Source organism: Nonomuraea sp. ZG12 (genome assembly GCF_052068115.1).
In the GTDB taxonomy this organism is placed as follows: domain Bacteria; phylum Actinomycetota; class Actinomycetes; order Streptosporangiales; family Streptosporangiaceae; genus Nonomuraea.
In genome coordinates this window covers 121,158-139,253 of sequence record NZ_JBQHCW010000006.1, presented here as the reverse complement: position 1 = coordinate 139,253, position 18,096 = coordinate 121,158, and the positions used below count along the sequence as shown (strand labels likewise).

The 18,096-nt window shown below is 71.6% G+C and carries 15 protein-coding genes; 9 read left to right on the top strand and 6 right to left on the bottom strand.

Annotated features, from left to right (window positions below; translation table 11 throughout):
• The first annotated feature begins 17 nt into the window (after positions 1 to 17).
• The 4 genes from fdhD (at position 18) to ACTMTF_RS19200 (ending at position 3,617) form a co-directional block, all read left to right on the top strand.
• Complete coding sequence (gene fdhD, locus ACTMTF_RS19215) at positions 18 to 872, top strand: formate dehydrogenase accessory sulfurtransferase FdhD (protein WP_441111911.1); 855 nt, start codon at positions 18 to 20, stop codon at positions 870 to 872.
• Between the two features lie 57 nt (positions 873 to 929).
• Positions 930 to 2,006, top strand: a complete 1,077-nt coding sequence (locus ACTMTF_RS19210; RefSeq protein WP_441111910.1) for an epoxide hydrolase family protein — start codon at positions 930 to 932, stop codon at positions 2,004 to 2,006.
• A 53-nt stretch (positions 2,007 to 2,059) separates the two neighbouring features.
• Entirely contained in the window at positions 2,060 to 2,356 is a 297-nt protein-coding gene (locus ACTMTF_RS19205) for a hypothetical protein (protein ID WP_441111909.1), read from the top strand.
• Positions 2,357 to 2,468: 112 nt separating this feature from the next.
• Entirely contained in the window at positions 2,469 to 3,617 is a 1,149-nt protein-coding gene (locus ACTMTF_RS19200) for a DUF418 domain-containing protein (protein WP_441111908.1), read from the top strand.
• Between the two features lie 20 nt (positions 3,618 to 3,637).
• Here the strand turns inward: ACTMTF_RS19200 and ACTMTF_RS19195 are convergent, their stop codons facing one another.
• From ACTMTF_RS19195 to ACTMTF_RS19185, 3 genes are all read right to left on the bottom strand, one after another.
• Positions 3,638 to 6,259 (bottom strand): phosphoenolpyruvate carboxylase, encoded by a 2,622-nt coding sequence (locus tag ACTMTF_RS19195; RefSeq protein WP_441111907.1) that lies wholly within the window; start codon positions 6,257 to 6,259, stop codon positions 3,638 to 3,640.
• A gap of 68 nt (positions 6,260 to 6,327) precedes the next feature.
• Positions 6,328 to 7,905 (bottom strand): hypothetical protein, encoded by a 1,578-nt coding sequence (locus ACTMTF_RS19190; protein ID WP_441111906.1) that lies wholly within the window; start codon positions 7,903 to 7,905, stop codon positions 6,328 to 6,330.
• Positions 7,902 to 8,672: an ABC transporter ATP-binding protein gene (locus ACTMTF_RS19185; RefSeq protein ID WP_397008331.1), complete on the bottom strand. Its 771-nt coding sequence runs from the start codon at positions 8,670 to 8,672 to the stop codon at positions 7,902 to 7,904. Before ACTMTF_RS19185 ends, ACTMTF_RS19190 begins: the two co-directional genes overlap by 4 nt.
• A 37-nt stretch (positions 8,673 to 8,709) precedes the next feature.
• Here ACTMTF_RS19185 and ACTMTF_RS19180 point away from each other — a divergent pair, with 37 nt between their 5' ends.
• From ACTMTF_RS19180 to ACTMTF_RS19160, 5 genes are all read left to right on the top strand, one after another.
• Entirely contained in the window at positions 8,710 to 10,296 is a 1,587-nt protein-coding gene (locus ACTMTF_RS19180; RefSeq protein ID WP_397008329.1) for an acyl-CoA carboxylase subunit beta, read from the top strand.
• Entirely contained in the window at positions 10,293 to 10,493 is a 201-nt protein-coding gene (locus ACTMTF_RS19175) for an acyl-CoA carboxylase subunit epsilon (RefSeq protein WP_441111905.1), read from the top strand. The genes ACTMTF_RS19180 and ACTMTF_RS19175 overlap by 4 nt, the downstream gene beginning before the upstream one ends.
• A gap of 107 nt (positions 10,494 to 10,600) precedes the next feature.
• The gene (locus ACTMTF_RS19170) at positions 10,601 to 11,542 is read left to right on the top strand and encodes an NYN domain-containing protein (protein WP_189144546.1); all 942 of its coding nucleotides are present in this window, start codon (positions 10,601 to 10,603) and stop codon (positions 11,540 to 11,542) included.
• Positions 11,543 to 11,703: 161 nt separating this feature from the next.
• Positions 11,704 to 13,242: a DNA-3-methyladenine glycosylase 2 family protein gene (locus ACTMTF_RS19165; RefSeq protein ID WP_441111904.1), complete on the top strand. Its 1,539-nt coding sequence runs from the start codon at positions 11,704 to 11,706 to the stop codon at positions 13,240 to 13,242.
• Complete coding sequence (locus ACTMTF_RS19160; RefSeq protein ID WP_441111903.1) at positions 13,239 to 13,739, top strand: methylated-DNA--[protein]-cysteine S-methyltransferase; 501 nt, start codon at positions 13,239 to 13,241, stop codon at positions 13,737 to 13,739. Before ACTMTF_RS19165 ends, ACTMTF_RS19160 begins: the two co-directional genes overlap by 4 nt.
• 48 nt (positions 13,740 to 13,787) lie before the next feature.
• Here the strand turns inward: ACTMTF_RS19160 and ACTMTF_RS19155 are convergent, their stop codons facing one another.
• The 3 genes from ACTMTF_RS19155 to ACTMTF_RS19145 are packed head-to-tail and all read right to left on the bottom strand — an operon-like array spanning position 13,788 to position 18,072.
• Complete coding sequence (locus tag ACTMTF_RS19155) at positions 13,788 to 14,747, bottom strand: hypothetical protein (RefSeq protein ID WP_441111902.1); 960 nt, start codon at positions 14,745 to 14,747, stop codon at positions 13,788 to 13,790.
• Positions 14,747 to 15,346 (bottom strand): hypothetical protein, encoded by a 600-nt coding sequence (locus ACTMTF_RS19150; RefSeq protein WP_441111901.1) that lies wholly within the window; start codon positions 15,344 to 15,346, stop codon positions 14,747 to 14,749. The genes ACTMTF_RS19155 and ACTMTF_RS19150 overlap by 1 nt, the downstream gene beginning before the upstream one ends.
• Entirely contained in the window at positions 15,343 to 18,072 is a 2,730-nt protein-coding gene (locus ACTMTF_RS19145) for a BTAD domain-containing putative transcriptional regulator (protein ID WP_441111900.1), read from the bottom strand. Before ACTMTF_RS19145 ends, ACTMTF_RS19150 begins: the two co-directional genes overlap by 4 nt.
• Positions 18,073 to 18,096: the final 24 nt, after the last annotated feature.

Genomic DNA, 18,096 nt, shown 5'->3' with positions numbered 1-18,096 from the left:
CGGTGGAAGATGGGAGGGTGGGCAAGCCACCGAATACGCGCCCCGGCCCTTCTACCCGCACGCGTGTCCGCCGGCTCACCGGCGCCGTGGCCGTCGACCGCCGCGACGACCTGGCCACCGAGGAGCCGCTGGAGGTCCGCCTCGCCACTCCCGGCGGCGGGCACAGGACCGTCGCCATCACCATGCGCACCCCCGGCCACGACTTCGAGCTGGCCGCCGGGTTCCTGCTCGGCGAGGGCGTGGTGCGGCCGGGCGACATCGCCTCCATCGCCTACTGCACCGACGAGGACCTGCCGCCCGCGGCCCGCTACAACACGGTCACCGTACGCCTGCGTGGCCCGGTCCCCGAGCTGCCCGCGCTGGACCGCCACTTCGTCACCTCCAGCGCGTGCGGCGTCTGCGGCGCGGCCGGCCTCGACAACCTGCACGAGCGCTGCCGCCCGCTCCCCGAGGACGGGCTGCGGATCACCCCCAAGATCCTGTACGGCCTGCCGGACGCGTTGCGGCGGGCCCAGGGGGTGTTCGGCAAGACGGGGGGCCTGCACGCGGCCGGGCTGTTCACCGCCGAGGGCGCGCGGGTGGCGGTGCGCGAGGACGTGGGCAGGCACAACGCGGTGGACAAGCTGGTCGGCTGGGCGGGGCTGAGTGAGCGCCTCCCGCTGTCCGGCCACATGCTCATGGTCAGCGGCAGGGCGGGCTACGAGATCTTGCAGAAGGCGCTGGCGGCGGGCATCCCCACGGTGTGCGCGGTCTCGGCGCCCTCCTCGCTCGCCGTCGACCTGGCCAGGGAGTTCGGGATGACGCTGGTCGGGTTCCTGCGCGGCGAGGGCTGCAACGTCTACGCCGGGCAGGAGCGGATTTCCGTGGAATGAATCGTTCCGTTCTGCTATATTTGGAACAGAACAAGCCGTTCCAACTTAGGAGCCTCCGTGATCCACCCCTTCCGCGTCGAGATCCCTCAGGCCGACCTCGACGACCTCCAGGCCCGCCTGGCCCTGACCCGCTTCACCGACGAGATCCCCGGCGCCGACCAGGGCGTCTCCGTCGAGCGGGTCAGGCGGCTGGTCACCCGCTGGCGTGACGGCTTCGACTGGCGCGCCGTGGAGGCCGGGCTCAACGCCCACCCCCAGTTCACCACCGAGATCGACGGCCAGAACATCCACTTCCTGCACGTCCGCTCGCAGAACCCCGACGCGCTCCCGCTCATCCTCACCCACGGCTGGCCGGGCTCGATCGCCGAATACCTCACCGCCATCGAGCCCCTGTCCCAGCACTTCCACCTGGTCATCCCGTCGCTTCCCGGCGCCGGCTTCTCCGGCCCGACCAAGGAGCTCGGCTGGAACACCCAGCGCATCGCCCGCGCCTGGGCCGAGCTGATGTCCCGCCTCGGCTACGAGCGGTACGGCGCGGCCGGCAACGACGGCGGCTCGATGATCTCCCCCGAGATCGGCCGGATCGACCCCGACCACGTCGTCGGCGTGCACGTCACCCAGATCTTCTCCTTCCCCTCCGGCGACCCGGCCGAGTTCGCCGCCCTCACCGAGGAGGACCAGGCCGGCCTGGCCGTGCTCGACTGGTTCTGGAAGGAGAAGGGCGCCTTCAACATCCTGCACTCCCAGCAGCCGCAGACCCTCGCCCACGCCCTCGCCGACTCCCCCGCCGGGCTGGTGGGCTGGCTCGCCCAGCTCTTCGACGAGGACCTGGACGACGACTTCGTCCTGACGAACGCCGCCATCCACTGGCTCACCGGCACCGCCGGCTCCGCCCTGCGCCTGTACTGGGAGAACGCCCGCGCCGAGCAGCCCACGGAGCCCACCACCGTGCCGCTGGGCCTGGCGATGGCGGAGGGCGACTTCAAGTCCATCCGGCCGTTCGCGAACCGCGACCACACGAACATCGTCTCCTGGCACACCCTCCCCGCCCCGGCGCGCGGCCACTACACCGCCCACTCGGCAACCGACGCCCTGACCACGGACCTCCGCACCTTCTTCGCCGCCCTCACCTGATCGCCCCGGCGGCTGGCATGCTGGGAACCCGGCGCCCACAAGGAGATCACGCGATGACCCAGCAGCCCACGGTCCGACGCACCCCCCTCAACGCGGAGGAGCGGGCCCGGAGCGAGGCGAACTTCGCTCCCCTGGTCGCCGAGCACCTGGCCACCAGCGGCCGCTTCCGGGTCAGCGCCGACACCCCGGAGCTGGTGGAACTGTTCCAGGCGGTCGCCCGCCGCGTCGGCGAGATGCTCCAGCGCCCGGTGGTCAGCTACTCGAACGGCCGCTACATGGTGATCACCTTCGCCCCGGGAGGCCACACCCCGGGCCTCACCGGCGAAAGCGCCCCCTCAGCACAGCGGTGACCGCCAGGGCGGCATCGCCCTGCGCCTTCCTCCCTGCCGCGCGACTTTGGTCGCAGGCGTCGGATGCCAAGGATCGATGCCCGGGCCGACGGTGATCCCTAGTGTCGTGGGAATGACACAGACCGATCGGCCGGCCCCCGGCCGGGTCCGCGAAGTCGATGCCGTGCGGGGGTTCGCGCTGGCGGGGATCCTCGTGGCGAACATCGGCTTCCTCGCCGACCCCGGGCACGCGATCAGCGGCGGCATCCCCCTGCCCGAGGGCCCGGTCGCCTACACGGTCAACGCGCTCGTGCTGACGAAGTTCTACGTCATCTTCTCGTTCCTGTTCGGCTACTCCTTCACCCTCCAGATGCGGGCCGCCGAGCGGGCCGGGGCGAGCGTGCGGGCCCGCACGCTGCGGCGCTGCCTCGGTCTGTTCGTCATCGGCGTGCTGCACGGCCTGCTGCTCTGGATCGGCGACATCCTCACCCTGTACGCCTTCCTCGGGCTGATCCTGCTGGCCCTGCGCGATGTCCGGCCGCGGACCGCCGTTCGCATCGGGATCTGGATCATCGGCGTCCTCACCGTGTGTTACCTGCTGCTGGCCGCGCTGACCACCCTCGACCCCACCGCCGGCGGCGCCCCCGCCACGGACCCGGCCGAGGCCGCCCGGGTGCAGGCCCTGGCCACCGGCGGCCCCCTGGACTTCCTGACGCTGCAGGTGGAGCTGTACCCGATGCTCGCCCTGGCCATCTGGGGCTTCCAGGGGCCGACGGCCCTGGCGCTGTTCCTGTTCGGGCTGGCGGCCGGCAAGTCCAAGCTGCTGGAGGAGCCGGAACGGTGGGCTCACCTGCTCCCCCGGATCCAGTGGATCGGCTTCGGCGTCGGCGTGCCCAGCGCGATCTTCTACGCCTGGAAATCCGCCGGCGAGGACGCGACGGCCCTGATCGCGCTGGCCCTGAACAACGTGACGTCCCTGCTGCTGGCCGCCGCGTACGTGGCGACCCTGCTCCGGCTGCTCAAGCGCTACCCGGCCCTCGCCGGCGCGCTGACCCCCGCAGGCAGGATGGCCGCCTCCAACTACATCGGACAGTCCATCCTGGTCTGCATGGTCTTCACCGGATACGGCCTCGCTCTCGCGGGAAGCGTCCCACCTCTGGCCGTGATGGGCATCGCGGCGGCCATCTACACGATCCTGCTGGCACTCAGCACCTGGTGGCTACGCTCCCACCGATACGGACCGGTAGAGTACGGCCTACGCCGGCTGACGAACTGGAGTTGACGCCAGCCGGCCACTGCTGGTCAGCCTGTGTTCTGCAGGCCTGCTGCCACCCCGTTGACCGACAGCAGAAGCAGTGTCGACAGCCGGTCCCGCTCGCGCTCCGACGGGTCGCCGGTGCGGAGGGCCGTCAGGGCGCGTAGCTGCAGGTGGGAGAGGGCGTCCACGTACGGGTCGCGGAGTTGGACGGCGCGGGAGAGGACCTTGCGGTTCTCCAGGAGGCGCCGGTGCCCGGTCACCTTGAGCACCAGGGTGCGGGTGAGGTCGTACTCCTGCAGGACCTGGTCGGCGAAGTCCTTCCTGCCGCCGAGTGCCAGGTAGCGCTCGGCGATCGAGCGGTCGGTCTTGGCCAGGGACATCTCGGCGTTGTCCAGCAGGGCGTTGAACAGCGGCCATTCGGCGTAGGCCGCGCGCAGTTCGTCCAGGGAGTCGGCCGCGGCCAGGCCGGTGCCGAGGCCGTACCAGCCGGGGAGGTTGACGCGGGTCTGGGCCCAGGCGAAGACCCAGGGGATGGCCCGCAGGTCGTCGAGCGAGCGGGGGGCGCCGAGGCCGCGGCGGGCGGGGCGGGAGCCGAGGCGCAGGGAGCCGATCTCCTCCAGGGGGCTCACCAGGGCGAACCATTCGGGGAAGCCGGGGGCCTCGGTCAGGGCGCGGTACGCCTGCTCCGAGGCCGAGGCGACCTGCTCGGCGAGGGAGCGGAAGCGGTCGGCGGCCGCGGCGGTGCGGGAGCCGATCGTGGGGGACGAGGCCATGAGCACGGCGTTGGTGACCTGCTCCATGTGGCGGCGGGCGATCTCGGTGTGGCCGTAGCGGGCGAAGATGACCTCGCCCTGCTCGGTGACCTTGAAGCGGCCGGCCACCGAGCCGGGGGCCTGGGCGAGCACGGCACGGTTGGCGGGGCCGCCGCCCCGGCCGAGCGCGCCGCCCCTGCCGTGGAACATGCGCAGCTTGACGTCGTGCTCGGCGGCCCAGGCGGTGAGCTGCTCCTGCGCTTCGTACAGGCGCAGGGTGGCGGCGGCCGGGCCGAGCTCCTTGGCCGAGTCGGAGTAGCCGAGCATGATCTCCAGGCGTCTGCCGGTGTCGGCGAGGCGCTGCTGGATCTGCGGGATCTCGAGCATGCCGGCGAGCACGCGCGGGGAGTTGGCCAGGTCCTCGCCCGACTCGAACAGCGGGACCACGTCCAGGACGACGCTGCGCGAGCCGAGAGCGTGGCCGGCGAGCTCGTAGACGGCGGCGACGTCGTCGGCCGAGCGGGTGAAGGAGACCACGTAGCGGGAGCAGGCGGTGACGCCGAAGCGCTCCTGGATCCAGGCGATGACCCGGATCGTGGCCAGCACCTCCTCGGTGCGCTCGGACAGCTCGCCGCCGGCTCGCAGCTCCTCCAGCGCGGCAGCGTGCACCTGGGAGTGCTGGCGGACCTCCAGCTCGGCCAGGTGGAAGCCGAACGTCTCCACCTGCCAGATGAGGTGCTGCAGCTCTCCGTACGCCTGCCGTACGGCGTGCTGGGACAGCGACTCCTGGGCCAGCCGCAGGTCGGCGAGCAGCTCGGCCGGGGCGCGGTAGCCCAGGTCGAGGTTACGGCGGCGGGTGGCGGCGATGCGGGTGGCCACGAACAGCATCCACTGCCGGTGCGGTTCCTGCGGGGAGCGGGTGGCCAGCTCGGAGACGATCTCGGGGTGGGCGTCGACGGCGGCGGCCAGCGCGGCGCGCAGCTCCGGTGAGGCAGGGGCGAACTGAGCGGAGGCCGTGAGCGTGCGGGCGATGCGGGAGCAGGCGGTCTCCAGCGCGGTGAGCACGTGCTCGGACTGGATCTGGACGGTCTCGCGGGTGACCTTGGAGGTCACGTTGGGGTTGCCGTCGCGGTCGCCGCCGATCCAGCTCCCGTAGCGGATGAAGGGCCTGGCCAGCGGCGGGCGGGTGCCGGTCGCGTCGCTGAGCGCGGCGTCCAGCGAGCGGTAGACCTGCGGCACCACGCGGAACAGCGTCTCGTCGAAGGCGGCCATGGCGGTGCGCACCTCGTCGAGCGGGTCGAGCTTGGTGTTGCGGAGCTGGGCCGTACGCCAGAGGAGGTCGATCTCCTCCAGCAGGCGGCGGGTGTCCTCGGCGCGTTCGGCGGCGCCGCGGCCGGGCGCGTTGTAGTCGGTGAGCCGGCCGCTGACGCGCTGGATGGCGGTGACGACGGCGCGACGGCGCGCCTCGGTGGGGTGGGCGGTCAGGACGGGGTGCAGCTCCAGCTCCTCGACCAGCTCGGCGACCCGTTCCTGGCCGAGCTCGTGCACGGCCTCGGCCAGCGACTCGCGCAGTACGTGGTCGCCGGTGTCGCGTTCGCGCAGGATGCGGATGCGGTAGTGCTCCTCGGCCAGGTTGGCCAGGTGGAAGTAACAGGTGAAGGCGCGGGCGACCTCGACGGCGCGGTCGATCTCCCATTCGGCCGCCATGGCGGCGATCTCGTCGCTCGACACCTCTCCCCTGCGGGCGGCGATGACCGCTTTGCGGAGGCGTTCGACGTCGGCGAGCAGGTCCTCACCGCCCTGCTCGGCGATGACCTGTCCGAGCAACTTTCCGAGCAACCGCACGTCGCGGCGCAGCTCGTCCGGCATCTCGGTCACGGCAGCGCTGCGATGCTCAAAGCCCTGGTCAGTCATGCTTCGAAGCGTACAGAGTCACCCAGAACCGCTGAATACCGGTCTCGCCCACTGGACTAGACCATTGCTCACGTGGGCTTCGACACCGCCGCGAGCACTTCGGGCAACCGAGCGTAGCCGATCTTCGAGCCGAGCCTGCGGCCGAGCACCTCGGCGAGCAGACCGTAGAAGGGGGCGAACGCGCACACCCACAGGGCGCCGAAGGCGGCGGCCACCACGAACGGCACGGACAGCAGCACGATGCCCACCAGCGCCACCATGGAGGAGGCGAGCGCCTGCCCGCCCTGCCCGGGGGCCGCGCCGGTGAAGGCGTTGAGCCGCTCGGGCACGGTGTAGGGGATGACCACGCTGGTCACCGAGCCGATGCCGAACCCGACGCCGAGGGTGCCGAGACCGGCGCACAGCGCCCAGACGATCGCTCCCGGGCTGCCGGTGAACACGCCTGCGGCGACGGCGACCGCCAGCAGCAGCGGGGCCGCGACCAGGGCGTTGGCCAGGTGACGACCGGCCAGGTCGGTGCTGAGGCCGCGCTCGGAGCCGATGGTCACGGCGTTCATCCACAGGGAGCGGCCGTCGATGCCGAACGCGTTGCCGAGTTGGAGGGCGATCATCAGCCCGGCCATCGCGGCCAGCGCGATCGGCACCCCGGCGCCGGACGGGCCGTCGCTCTGGTTGCCGATTGAGAACGCCAGCAGGGCGGTGACCACGACCGAGCTGAACCAGACGACCCGGTAGCGGGGCTCGCGCCGGATGTACTTGAGCTCCTTGGTCACCACGGCCGCCAGCGGCCCGTCGGGCAGGAACCGGTCGACCAGGCCGCTCCCCTGGCCCACGGTGCCGCCCTGGGTGGAGACGTCGGGCGTGACCAAGGCCCGGCCCAGCGCCTTGATCCACAGCCAGGCGACGGCGACCACGACGAGCGCCAGGACGGCGAGCTCGGCCAGGCCGGCGAGGCCGCCGTCGGCGATGGCGTGCGCGGCCAGCCCGGACGGGGTCCAGCGCAGCACGCTCGCCGCGCCGTGCAGCAGGGCCAGGGGGTCGCCCACGCCGCTGTTGATCAGCAGGTTGGGGAGCTGGAAGACGAGCACGGCGCCGATCGCCGCCACGGCCAGCACGTCGCGCCCGCGTCTGGTGCGCAGCGCGCCGGACAGCGAGGTGGTGACGAGCCTGGAGGCGACCAGGCAGAGCGCGAACTGCAGCAGCACCGCCGGGATGCCGAGCAGGACACCGCCCGCGCCGGAGGCGAGCCCGGCCAGCGCGCCCGCGGTGACGATCAGGGTGACGAGAGGCCACACGCCGGTGGCGGAGGCGGTGAACATGCCGACCGCGAGCCTGCCCGTGGACAGCGGGAACAGCGACAGCCGCGACGGGTCGAGCGTGTCGTCCAGGCCGAACGCGAGCAGCGGCACGATCATCCAGCTCACCAGGAAGACGGTGAACACCACGATGACGATGTCGGCCGCGACGTCGGCGGGCGCCAGCCGGACCAGGCTCATCAGGAAGAACCCGAGCACCGCCGTCCCCGCCGCCATGACCAGCGTGAAGGCGAAGCCGAGCTTGCGCGCCAGGTCGCCGCGGAGGTTCCCCGCCAGCAGGCGCAGCTTGAGCCCGGCGAAGAGCGTGACCGTACTCACCACTGGGCTCACCGCTGGTCCCCGGAGCCCAGCCAGGTCAGCCCGGCGTCCCCCTGGTCGGGCGAGCGGCCGACGAGATCCAGGAAGGCCTGGTTGAGGCTGCGTCCGGCGCGTACCTCGGCCAGCGGCCCCTGGGCCACGATCTGCCCGCGGCTCATCACCGACACCCAGTCGCACAGGCGCTCGACGAGGTCCATGACGTGGCTGGAGAAGATCACGGTGGAGCCGGAGGCGGTGTAGCGCCGCAGCACCTCGGTGAGCGTCTGGGCGCTGACGGGGTCGACGCCTTCGAACGGCTCGTCGAGGAAGAGCACCGACGGGTTGTGCAGCAGCGCGGCTGCCAGGCCGATCTTCTTGCGCATGCCGGTGGAGTAGTCGACGACGAGCTTGTCGGCGGCCTCGGCCAGGTCCATCACCTGCAGCAACTCGGTGGCGCGCCGCTCGACCTCGGCCTTGGGGATGCCGCGCAGCCTGCCGTTGTAGATGAGCAGCTCACGGCCGGACAGCCGCTCGAACAGCCGCAGCCCCTCGGGCAGCACGCCGATGCGCGCCTTGACCGCTAAGGTGTCGCGCCAGACGTGCAGGCCGTCGATCTCGGCCTGGCCGCCGTCGGGGCGGAGCAGGCCGGTGATCATGCTGAGGGTGGTCGTCTTGCCCGCGCCGTTGGGCCCGACGAGACCGGCGAAGCTGCCGGCCGGGACGACGAGATCGACTCCCGCGACCGCGACCTGTGCGCCGAATCGCTTGACCAGGGCCGTGGTGCGAACCGCATCCGTCATGGAGCCACTCTACGGAGCAGGGTTTACCCTTGCGCGCATGAGTGCTCTTGACTCCATGCCAGACGTGCCGGACATTCATACGACCGCAGGAAAGATCGCCGAGCTGGAGCGTCGGCTCGACGAGGCAGCGCACGCCGGATCGGCGGCGGCGGTGGCCAAACAGCATGCCAAGGGCAAGATGACAGCGCGCGAGCGGGTGCTGGCGCTGTTGGACGAGGGCTCGTTCGTGGAGTTCGACGAGTTCGCCAGGCACCGCTCGACGATGTTCGGCCTGGACAAGAAGCGACCGTACGGCGACGGGGTGATCACCGGTCACGGCACCGTCGACGGGCGGCAGGTGTGCGTGTTCTCGCAGGACGTCACCGTGTTCGGCGGCTCACTCGGCGAGGTGTACGGCGAGAAGATCGTCAAGGTGCTGGACCTGGCACTCAAGACCGGGTGCCCAATCATCGGGATCAACGAGGGCGGTGGCGCGCGCATCCAGGAGGGGGTCGTCGCCCTGGGCCTCTACGCGGAGATCTTCAAGCGCAACGTGCACGCCTCCGGCGTCATCCCGCAGATCTCGCTCATCATGGGCGCGGCGGCCGGCGGGCACGTCTACTCCCCCGCGCTGACGGACTTCGTCGTCATGGTGGACCAGACGTCGCAGATGTTCATCACCGGCCCCGACGTGATCAAGACGGTCACCGGCGAGGAGGTGACGTTCGAGGAGCTCGGCGGCGCCCACACGCACAACACCAAGTCGGGCGTGGCCCACTACCTCGCCGCCGACGAGGCCGACGCGCTGGAGTACGTCAAGGCGCTGCTGTCCTATCTGCCGTCCAACAACCTGGACGAGGCCCCGGAGTTCGAGGGGGCCGAGGACCTGGAGCCCGACCCGGAGCTGGACGAGCTGATCCCCGACTCGGCCAACCAGCCGTACGACATGCACCGGGTCATCGAGCACGTGCTGGACGACGGCGAGTTCCTGGAGGTCCACGGACTGTTCGCGCCCAACATCGTGGTGGGGTACGGCCGGGTGGACGGGCGTCCGGTGGGGGTGGTGGCCAACCAGCCGATGCATTTCGCCGGCTGCCTGGATATCGACGCCTCCGAGAAGGCCGCGCGATTTATTCGAACATGTGATGCTTTTAATATTCCAATCCTGACTTTTGTTGATGTACCGGGTTTCCTCCCCGGGACGGATCAAGAATGGAACGGAATCATCCGCCGGGGCGCGAAGCTCCTGTACGCCTATGCCGAGGCCACCGTGCCGCTGGTCACGGTGATCACCCGTAAGGCGTACGGCGGGGCGTACGACGTCATGGGGTCCAAGCACCTGGGCGCGGACGTCAACCTGGCCTGGCCCACCGCGCAGATCGCGGTGATGGGCGCGCAGGGCGCGGTCAACATCCTCTACCGGCGTGAGCTGGCCGCCTCCGACGCCCCGGACGCCGAGCGCGCCCGGCTGGTGACCGAGTACGAGGACACGCTGGCCAATCCGTACATCGCGGCCGAGCGCGGTTACGTGGACGCGGTGATCCGCCCGTCGGAGACCCGGGCCCAGGTCGTCAGGGCGCTGCGGGCGCTGCGCAACAAACGCGCCTCCCTGCCCCCGAAGAAGCATGGGAACATCCCGCTATGAGCGACCACCTGCGCATCGTCCGCGGCGACGCGACCCCGGAGGAGATCGCCGCGCTCGTCGCGGTCCTCGCCGTCCGGCAGGCGCCGCCGTCACCCCCGCCACCCCGCCGGGGCCGAACATGGCGAAACCCGGCGAGAAGGATGCGTAACCCTCTCGTACCAGGGAAGTCGGCTTGGCGGATGAGCGCCCTGCCCTAGATAGATCCCGGGAATCGGGTGTCAAGTTCCCCGGGAGTTGGGACTATCTAGAGAAAGTAGGCGTATATAGTCGGCCGATCAACTAACGCCGCGGCCTGGAGGACATCATGGCTATCCCAGACCTCATGCCGCATCCTGTGGCAGCAAAGTACGCCATCCTGGTGGATGTCGGTTATCTCTACGCTGCCGCAGGTGAAGTGCTGCTTGGTGCCAAGGAACGCAAGGAATATCGAGTTGCCGCCGATGAGCTCATCCAGAGTCTACAGAAACATGCAGAGGAACGTATTTCTGGAGAGCTCCTGCGGATCTATTGGTATGACGCCGCCCGTGACCGCGTGCCCACCGTCGATCAGCGAGTCATCGCCCAGCTTCCCTGGGTCAAGGTCAGACTTGGCAACCTCAACGCGCGCGGCCAGCAGAAAGGCGTGGACGCACAGATCAGGAGCGACCTGGAGGCTCTGGCCCGGCACCACGCGGTGACCGACACCATTCTGCTGGCCGGCGATGAGGACATGGTTCCGGCGGTGGAGGCGGCCCAGGCGTTCGGGGTGCGCATCCACCTCTGGGGGGTCGAGCCGCCTTACGGCACCAACCAGGCCGAACGCCTGGTCTGGGAGTCCGACACCGTGGAAGTGATCACTGCTGAGTTCCTGAGGCCCTTTTTCAGCCGTGCTCCCCAGCCTGTCGCGGTCACCCCGCCGGCCGCCGCGCCGTCGCCCGCCCAGGTGTTCGCCGGTCGCGCCCCGGTCAAGCCGCACGTCAAGCCCGGCCAGGTGGCCAAGCTCGGCCCGAGCAGGCCGCGCGTGGAGGACGTGGGCGAGCACGTGGCGCAGAAGTGGATCCTGACGCGCGGCCGCGACAACATCCGCGACCTGCTGCCGGGCCCGATCCTGCCGACGGTGATCGACACCGAGCTGCTCATCGAGGCGGAGAAGGAGCTGGGCCACTCGCTGCGCCCCTACCCGGAGGCCCGGGTGTGGCTGCGCGACGGGTTCTGGGCCCGCGTCTACCGCGAGTTCGACCTGGGAGTCGGCGTCTCGTCCAAGTGACACGGCCGCCGCCGCCCAGGGGGGCCGGTCGCCGTCGAGCGGCCCCGCACGCCTGGTCCGATTCCCGCCGGTCACCCGCTCCGACCTGCTGACCAGCGGTTTCACGGTGAGGTCCGATTCCCGCCGGTAGCGACCGCTGACCAGCGCCTATTCTCGGAGGCATGTCACCCACAGAGCTCGACTTCGACGCCTGCTACCGGGCCGTCTCGGCCAGGGACGCCCGGTTCGACGGGCGGTTCTACACGGCGGTGACGACGACCCGTATCTACTGCCGGCCCATCTGCCCGGCGCGCACACCCGGCGCGCGCAACGTGCGCTTCTACCGGCACGCCGCCTCTGCGGAGGCCGCCGGGTTCCGGCCGTGCAAGCGCTGCCGTCCCGAGCTCTCCCCCGGTGACCCCGGCTGGGACCTGCGCGGCGACCTCATCGGCCGGGCGCTGCGGCTGATCGACGACGGCGGCGCGGACGAGGACGGCGTGGCGGGCCTGGCCAGGCGGCTGCACATCACCGAGCGCCACCTGCACCGGCTGTTCGTCGCCGAGCTGGGCGTCGGGCCGCTGGCCGTGGCCAAGACCAGAAGACTGCTGCTGGCCAAGCAGCTGCTGACGGAGACGGCGCTGCCGGTGACGGACGTGGCGTTCGCCGCCGGGTTCGGCAGCGTCAGGCAGTTCAACGCGACCATGCGGGAGACGTACGGCTTCACCCCGAGCGAGCTGCGCGCCACGGCCGGCGGCCTGACCCGCGCGGCCCGCCGCGAGAACGCGGCTCCTGCCACCGCAGGGAGTCCCAACGGCACGCAACAGGCGCACACCGCCGGAGGGAGTCCCGACGGCACGGATGCGGCGCAGGTCGCCGTGGGAGGTATCGGCAGCGGGAAGCCGGCGCCCGCCGCGCTCCGGCTGCGCCTGCACCCGCGGGAGCCGTACGACGTCGAAGGCGTTTTCACGTTTCTCGCCTCCCGTGCCATCCCCGGCCTGGAGGTGGCGGACGCGACCTCCTACAGCCGGGCCGTCCCCGGCGGCACGATCACCCTCACCCCGCAACGCGGCCATCTGGCGCTCGACGTGTCCGTGGACGACACCCGGCAGCTCGCCCGCATCGTGGCGCGCTGCCGCCGCCTCCTCGACCTCGACGCCGACCCGGCGGCCATCGCCGAGGCGCTGGGCCAGACCTCGCTCGCCCCGCTCGTGGCGGCCCGGCCCGGACTGCGGGTGCCGGGGACGTTCGACGGGTTCGAGCTCGCGGTGCGGGCGGTGGTGGGCCAGCAGATCTCCGTGGCGGGCGCGCGCACCCTGCTCGGCCGGATCGCCGCCACGGCCGGCCGCGCCACGGCGGCGGGCGGCCACCTGTTCCCCACCGCCGCCGAGCTCCTCACGGCCGAGCTCGACGGGCTCGGCCTGACGAACCGCCGGATCGCCACGCTCAAGGAGCTGGCGGGCCGGGTCGACGGCGGCCTGATCGACCTGGACGGCGCCCAGGACCCCGCCGAGGCGGTGAAGGAGCTGCTCGCGATCCCCGGCATCGGGCCGTGGACCGCCAGCTACATCGCCCTGCGGGCCCTGCGCGACCCCGACGCCTGGCCGACCGGCGACCTGGTGCTCGACAGGCGCATGGCCGCCCTGGACATCCCCAAGGAACACCTCGAGCGGTGGCGCCCCTGGCGCGCCTACGCCGCCCTTCACCTCTGGAGTCACTCATGATCAACGCCCAGATCCTGCCCACCCCGATCGGCGAGCTGTCCGTGCTCGCCCGCGACGGGGTGCTCGTCGCCGGCGGCTTCACCGCCGACCCGAAGGAGATGTACGTCCGCCTCTCGCCCGCGCTGCAGGCCGAGGGCCTGGACGTGGTCGACGACCTCGGCCCGATCGCCCGGGCGGTGCGCGACTACTTCGACGGAGACCTCGAAGCGCTGGACGCCATCGAGGTCGAGCAGCCGGGCACGCCCACCCGCAAGCGCCTCCACCAGGTGCTCCGCGAGGTCAGGCCGGGCACCACGGTGTCCTACGCCGAGCTGGCCGTACGGGCGGGCCTGCCCAGGACGGCGGCCCGCGCGGCGGGCTCGGCCTGCGCCCAGAACCTGATCGCGCCGTTCGTGCCCTGCCACCGGGTGCTGCCCACCACGGGCGGCTTCGGCGGCTACTACTACGGCGTCCCGGTGAAGGAGTGGCTGCTCGCCCACGAATCCGGCAAGCACTGATAGTTCAGTACGAAGGGCCGGTCCGGAGGGCCGGCCCTTCGTCACGCCTCACGGCTTGACGTTGCTCTGCACCTCGCCGACCGGCACGTCACGGGTCACTTCCGCCTGGACGGGGTCGAACTGGATGTTCTGCGCCCCTCCGGTCACCTCGACCGGCCAGACGCTCGTCACGGTCAGCTCGTAGACCTGGCGCGGCTGGTCGATGGAGGCACGCTCGTAGCGCACGCCGCAGGTGAAGTCGGCGTCCTTGGTGTACGGCTTGCCCGACGGGCCGCACCCCTTCTGCACCACCTCCGCCCGATCCGTACCCGCCTCGATCTTGATGTCGGACAGGGTGGCCACCACCGTGGCGCTCATCACGCCGGGCAGCGTCGCGGTGACCGTGCGCCGGGGCTCGCCGATGTCCTCAAGCCAGACGAACGTGGGCAGGTTGACGTAGCTCTTGGCGTCCGGGTTGAGCTTGATCGTGCCCTCGGGCACGGTCAGCGCGGCCCTGGCGACCTCGGCGAGCTCCTGGAAGGTGATCCCGCTGGGCGGGGTGGTGTTGGGCGGCACGAACACGAACAGTTCGAGCCCTGCCCAGCAGGCCGCGCCCTTAGGATCGCCCGCGTTGTAGGCGGGTGTCCACCACAGTCCCGGCTGCCCCACCTTGTCCTTGAACTGCTTGATGAAGGCGTTGAAGCCCTCCTCGTCACGCTGGATCCTGGAGGCGTTGGCCCGCGCGTCCGACATGAACGCCAGCATCTTCTCCGCGTCCAGGCCAGGCTCGTACCAGCAGGGGCTCTTGAGCTCGTAACCGTCACTCTTGCCGCCTTTGGCGCCGTCGCCGGTGATGCGGATCTTGGAGTGCCGCAGGACGAGTTCTCGCGTGTTCCTGTCCTGGAAACCCTCCGCCTCCACGCCTTTCGGGGGGGTGGTCGGAGGCGCGGCGTGAGACACGGCATGAGACACGGTGCCGCCTGCGAACAGCAGCGATCCGGCGACGATCACGGGAAGCAGGCCTTTCATCAGCTGCATCCTTCCTTGCTGTGGCTGAAGTTCCTGATGCGCCACACCCCGTCGTCGTCGCGGTGGGCGAGCACGATCTGGAGGTAGGGGGCGCGGCTGGAGGCGGGCTGTGGCGTGATGGCCTCGCCGGTGCTCGTGGAGATCACCTTCATCTTCGTCTCGTCCACGCACACGTTGAGCTCGGCGCCCCGGCCCACCACCGCCTTCACCCGCAGGCGGAAGAGCCGCACGACGCCGCTGACCGACTGCTTCTTGCCGGTGAAGTTGCGCACCCAGTCGGCCGCCTCGCCCGCGTAGGCGGGCTCGACGTGGCGCAGGTAGCGGTCATCGCCGGACATGACCGCCTCCCACGCCTGGGCGTAGTAGTCGGGGAAGAGCCGCACCAGCGCGTCGTCCCGCTCCGGCCACCGCACCCGCACCTCCAGCTCACCGCCGACGTCGATCGTGTCCGGCCGCGCGCCGGCGGTGGGCGTGCTCTCCACCGCGTTCGTGGGCTCGCTCGCGGCGGCGGCCGGGGCCTCCTTCGGCCGGTAGGGCTGCACGGCCTGCCCGCATCCCGCCAGCAGCAGGAGCGCCAAGCCGACTGTCATCCGTTTCATGCCGTGGACTCCCTGACGACGTGGAGACGCCACGACGGCAGCAGCTCGTCGATCAGCGCCTCGGTTTCGGGGGCCATCCCACCGCCGTGCGGATGGGAGGTGGATCGCCTGGTCAGCCCCTCGACGACGGCGCGCAACCGGCCCAGGTCACCGGTGGCGTGGGTGGCTCGCAGCAGGTCGCGCCAGAGACTCTCGTCGTCGGTGGCGAGCAGCAGCGCAGCCCGCACGGCGGCGATGGCGGCCTCGGGCGCGCCGTCGGCGAGGCGCAGCTCGCAGAGCCGGTGCGCGGCGTCGGCGACCTCGGCCGCCACGTCGTACTCCAGCTCGTCGCCCGCCAGCCACGCGTAGCGGCCCTCCGGCCGCCCGCTCAACAGCGGGCCTCTGACCAGGCCGAGCGCCTTTTCCAGCAGGACGGCACGGGCCGTCGGATCGCCCTGCGAGCGACGTACCAGCTCGCGGAAGAGCACCCAGTCCGTGCGCACGTCCGGCCCCAGCGTCAGCCTGCCGGCCTGGTCGATCCGCAGGTGGCGCGGGCCCAGCCAGTCGGTGACCCGGGCGATCGTGGCGTCCCTGACCATGGCCTGCACGCCGCGCGGCCACAGCACGCCGCCGAGCACCACCGGATGCACCCCTCCGGGATGCGTGGCGAGGTAGACCAGCAGCTCGGTGGCCAGCGCCATCCGCCCCTGCTCCATCGGCTCCGGCCCGACGACCTCCAGCGGGCCGAGCAGCCTGATCTCCACCGCGGGCGGGTGCAGGTCCGCCAGCGGCTGCGCCTCGGGGATCGCCTCGCCGTCCATCCGGTCGGCCGTACGGAACAGCTCGATCAGCGCCCGGTAGTGGCGGCGGGGCAGCAGCTGCGCCGTCACCTCGAAGCCCAGCTCCGGGATCTTCGCCAGGCCGTCCTCGGTGATCTCCCAGGTCCAGGTGGCGTGCGGCACGTCGCCGGTGACCACGTACCCCGCCGTGTCGTTGCGGGCGAGCAGGGCCAGCCTGCGCGCCTCGTCGTGGGTGGGTGCCACCGCCGACAGCAGGTAGTGGGCGTCGCGAGGGCGGCCGGTGATCCTGCCGGTGAGCACCTCCTGGCGCGGCGCGGCCGTCGCCTCCAGCTCGGGCAGCGCCGCCGCCAGGCTGCCGACGGCCCTGATCCGGTCCGGGGCGATCGCCGTCAGCTCCTCCCCGAAGCCGACGAGCGTGATCCGCATGCGGTCGGACCACCGGTTCGTGGCCAGCTCCACGGCGAGCGCGGCCAGCGCCGCCGTCGTCTGCGGGCCACGGATGTTGATCAGGCCCTGTGCCGCCTCCAGGTCCACGAGCACCCGGCCGCTCTCGTCCGTGCCGATCGACACCAGACCTGGGTACGGGGCCCCGCCCGGCTGATCCTCCAGCAGGCGGCCCTCGTGCGCCGCCAGCCGCCACACCTGCCCGCCGTCCTTGACCGTCCAGGGAGCGGGCGGGTCGCCGTCCGGCGGATGGATCCACAGATCGAGCGTGCGCGGCGACAGGTGCGCGCCGTAGACGGTCGGCGGGGTGCGGCCGGCCGCGGCCAGCTCCGCGCCGAGCAGCCTCAGGCCGATGTCGAGGATGCGGGCGCCCGGGGCGTCGGCGCCGAGCCTGAGCGCCACCTCCACCTCCGCCGCGTCGCCGCGTGGCCGTACGACGCGGTGACCGAACAGGCGGTGCCAGAGCTGCTCACGGCGCCTCCTGCCGAGCACCGCCAGCAGGCCGGCGGCGGCCAGCGACGCGCCGGCCAGGAAGTCGACGAGCTCCAGGCCGTCGGCGGCCGGCTGCATCCGGACACCGTCCTCCTGGAGGGCGTCTCTGACCTCGGGCTTGGCGACGTCCTGTTTCTGGGTGACCGACTGGTCCACGCGGTCCCTGACGATCGCCCGCTCGCCGCCCGCTTTGGCCGGATGCTCCTCCAGCGTCTGGGCCCTGGCCTGATGGGCGGGGACGACATGGGTGTTGCGCGCGTCGTCGGGCATGTCGAGCACCCAGCCGGGCCTGATCAGGTCGGCCATCCGCAGGCGGGCGCCGTCGGGCTGCTCCTTGTGCTGGTTGAGCTTGAAGATCTCCGGGTAACGGCGCCCGTCGCCGAGGCACTTCTCGGCGATCTCCCACAGGCTCTCGTGGTGACGGCCGTGCGGCGGCTGCACGACGTACACCTTCTTGGACTGCCGTGTCTCCTCCTCCTGCTCCGCGACCGGCGCGGTGAACGCGACGGCGGTCATCGGGGGCGGGGCGGGCGGCGTGGCCATCGACGCGATCGGCACGACCACGGCCCCCGCTGTGAAGAGCAGCAGCACGGCGCTGACGAGCTTGTTGGCCAGCGCCTGCGTGCCGCCGGACAGCGGCACCCTGGCCGGCATCCCGACCCGGCGCACCCCGGCGTACACCTCGACCACCACGCACACGGCGAGCTGCAGCCAGGCCAGCCAGACGAACACCACCAGCACGGCCATGATCGTGCTCGGCCCGACGCTGCTGGTGAGCAGATCGAGGTTGAGCAGCTCGGGGCTGATCGGCGGCCCGGCGAACCTCAGCAGCGCGTACGGGACACCGCCGACCAGCGCCACCAGCAGGAGCAGCGCGCCGAGCCCGGCCAGCACGTCGCCGGGGCGGCGCCGGGGCTGGATCCGCGCGGGGGCCTGCCTGAGCGTGCGCGGTCGCCCCTGCCCGGCCGGATACGCCGGACGTCGTGCGCGCGCGGGCTCTCGCGTCGGCATGGCCTCTCCCCTCCTACGTCCAGC

Bases quoted from the DNA above. Each gene is read 5' to 3' on its own strand.
- ACTMTF_RS19205 (WP_441111909.1), top strand. From the start codon at position 2,060: ATGACCCAGCAGCCCACGGTCCGACGCACCCCCCTCAACGCGGAGGAG.
- ACTMTF_RS19200 (WP_441111908.1), top strand. From the start codon at position 2,469: ATGACACAGACCGATCGGCCGGCCCCCGGCCGGGTCCGCGAAGTCGAT.
- ACTMTF_RS19195 (WP_441111907.1), bottom strand. From the start codon at position 6,259: ATGACTGACCAGGGCTTTGAGCATCGCAGCGCTGCCGTGACCGAGATG.
- ACTMTF_RS19185 (WP_397008331.1), bottom strand. From the start codon at position 8,672: ATGACGGATGCGGTTCGCACCACGGCCCTGGTCAAGCGATTCGGCGCA.
- ACTMTF_RS19180 (WP_397008329.1), top strand. From the start codon at position 8,710: ATGAGTGCTCTTGACTCCATGCCAGACGTGCCGGACATTCATACGACC.
- ACTMTF_RS19175 (WP_441111905.1), top strand. From the start codon at position 10,293: ATGAGCGACCACCTGCGCATCGTCCGCGGCGACGCGACCCCGGAGGAG.
- ACTMTF_RS19170 (WP_189144546.1), top strand. From the start codon at position 10,601: ATGGCTATCCCAGACCTCATGCCGCATCCTGTGGCAGCAAAGTACGCC.
- ACTMTF_RS19165 (WP_441111904.1), top strand. From the start codon at position 11,704: ATGTCACCCACAGAGCTCGACTTCGACGCCTGCTACCGGGCCGTCTCG.
- ACTMTF_RS19160 (WP_441111903.1), top strand. From the start codon at position 13,239: ATGATCAACGCCCAGATCCTGCCCACCCCGATCGGCGAGCTGTCCGTG.
- ACTMTF_RS19155 (WP_441111902.1), bottom strand. From the start codon at position 14,747: ATGAAAGGCCTGCTTCCCGTGATCGTCGCCGGATCGCTGCTGTTCGCA.
- ACTMTF_RS19150 (WP_441111901.1), bottom strand. From the start codon at position 15,346: ATGAAACGGATGACAGTCGGCTTGGCGCTCCTGCTGCTGGCGGGATGC.
- ACTMTF_RS19145 (WP_441111900.1), bottom strand. From the start codon at position 18,072: ATGCCGACGCGAGAGCCCGCGCGCGCACGACGTCCGGCGTATCCGGCC.